The organism is Oscillibacter valericigenes (genome assembly GCF_021531915.1).
GTDB classification, from domain to species: domain Bacteria; phylum Bacillota; class Clostridia; order Oscillospirales; family Oscillospiraceae; genus Oscillibacter; species Oscillibacter valericigenes_A.
This window is the reverse complement of record NZ_JAFBIV010000042.1, coordinates 1-1317: the sequence shown is the minus strand read 5'-3', so window position 1 is coordinate 1317 and position 1317 is coordinate 1. Positions and strand designations below refer to the sequence as shown.

The following is a 1317-nucleotide window of genomic DNA, read 5'->3' as shown; positions in this document are numbered from 1 at the left end:
GGCCGGCTGGAGCAGGAAAAGGGCATTGTCTACCGTTACAACCGAAACAAGGCAAAGAGGTTGCTGTCTTTTACAAGAAAGCCGACCGAATGACGATAATGACGGTAATGACGGTTTCTACCCCCGGGGGATATATATCGTCATCATCGTCATTACCGTCATAGAAAGGATCAACAATGGAACTTGATTACTTAAACCGCTGTGAGCAGGATCTGCTGCAAGCCGTGCAGGATGCAGAAGCCGCTGTGACGCAGCTGCGGCGTTTCGCGGCATCCTTTCTCCTGATGCAGAACAGACAACCAACGCCGGGAACCAATACCACGACCATTGCATCGGTGGAAAACACGGAAGAAGGCTGGCTGCTGATCTCCCTGCCGGCGATGCTGCCCCGCCGGGGAGAAAAGGACAGAGCACGTTTTCTGGACGAGCCTCTGCGGGCAGCCATCCGCCGTTATTGTCAGGACCAGCCTTTGCCGAAATTCCACACCTGCGTGTTGGTCTACGAGCAAATTTACGATGCGGCCTATCCACGCAGGCGCGTCACCGACCATGACAATCTGGAGTTGAAGCACTGCCAGGATGTGCTGGAGGCGGCCTTTCTGGCCAATGATACAGGCAGCCTCTGCAGTGTGTTCCAGTGCAGCCACCCGGGTGAGGAACCGGGGACACGCATCTGGATCCTCACCCCGGAGCAGTTCGAAATATGGCTCAGCAAGCACAAATCAACGCGGGAAAAATCCCAGAAAACGGAAAATTAGCGTGAAAGTACCCCACCGAATTTCTCGTTTTTCGGTGTACCCCATTTTCGGTGGGGCAGTATGCGGTCAAAACGCTGTGTTTGCAAGGCTTTGCGGGCGAAAATCAGAACGGGGGTAGGCTTGATGTAGTTGGCTTTTCGTGTTTTTGGAGTGGGCAGCCTATTGATAGGCAGCGATGTGTTATGGCGTGCGTGTTTGATGGCTGGCAGTCTGTATGAGGGGCTGGGCTGTATGTGGGCTGCGTGTATGAATGGGTGAGATTGCGGATGGCGTGTGGCGTGTGGGGGATGGAGGATGAGAGGCAATGGTTGAATAGATGATACGAGGAGGTATATGAGATGTTGGAATTGAAGTTTGGGCAGCGGGGATTGAAGCTGCTGTTTTTGGTAGGATTCTGTGGGGAGTTCCCCATGTCATTGCTGGCGAGGTATCCCGGTTATTACGATTACAATCGCCGTATTGTCACAAGTCTGGTAAGGGAAGGGTATCTGAAGGAGCGGAAATTTCGTGACTATGATAATCATGTCGTCCGCTCGCTGAGCCTGACGAAAAAGGGGAT

The 1317-nt window shown here is 53.1% G+C and carries 2 protein-coding genes; both read left to right on the top strand.

Going from position 1 to position 1317, the window contains the following annotated elements:
• Positions 1 to 176: 176 nt before the first annotated feature.
• A complete protein-coding gene (locus JQM66_RS12405; protein WP_235230174.1) occupies positions 177 to 758 on the top strand; it encodes a DUF6100 family protein in 582 nt (193 codons plus the stop codon).
• A gap of 338 nt (positions 759 to 1096) precedes the next feature.
• Positions 1097 to 1317: hypothetical protein (locus JQM66_RS12400; RefSeq protein ID WP_235230173.1), on the top strand; the 221-nt coding region annotated here is incomplete at its 3' end.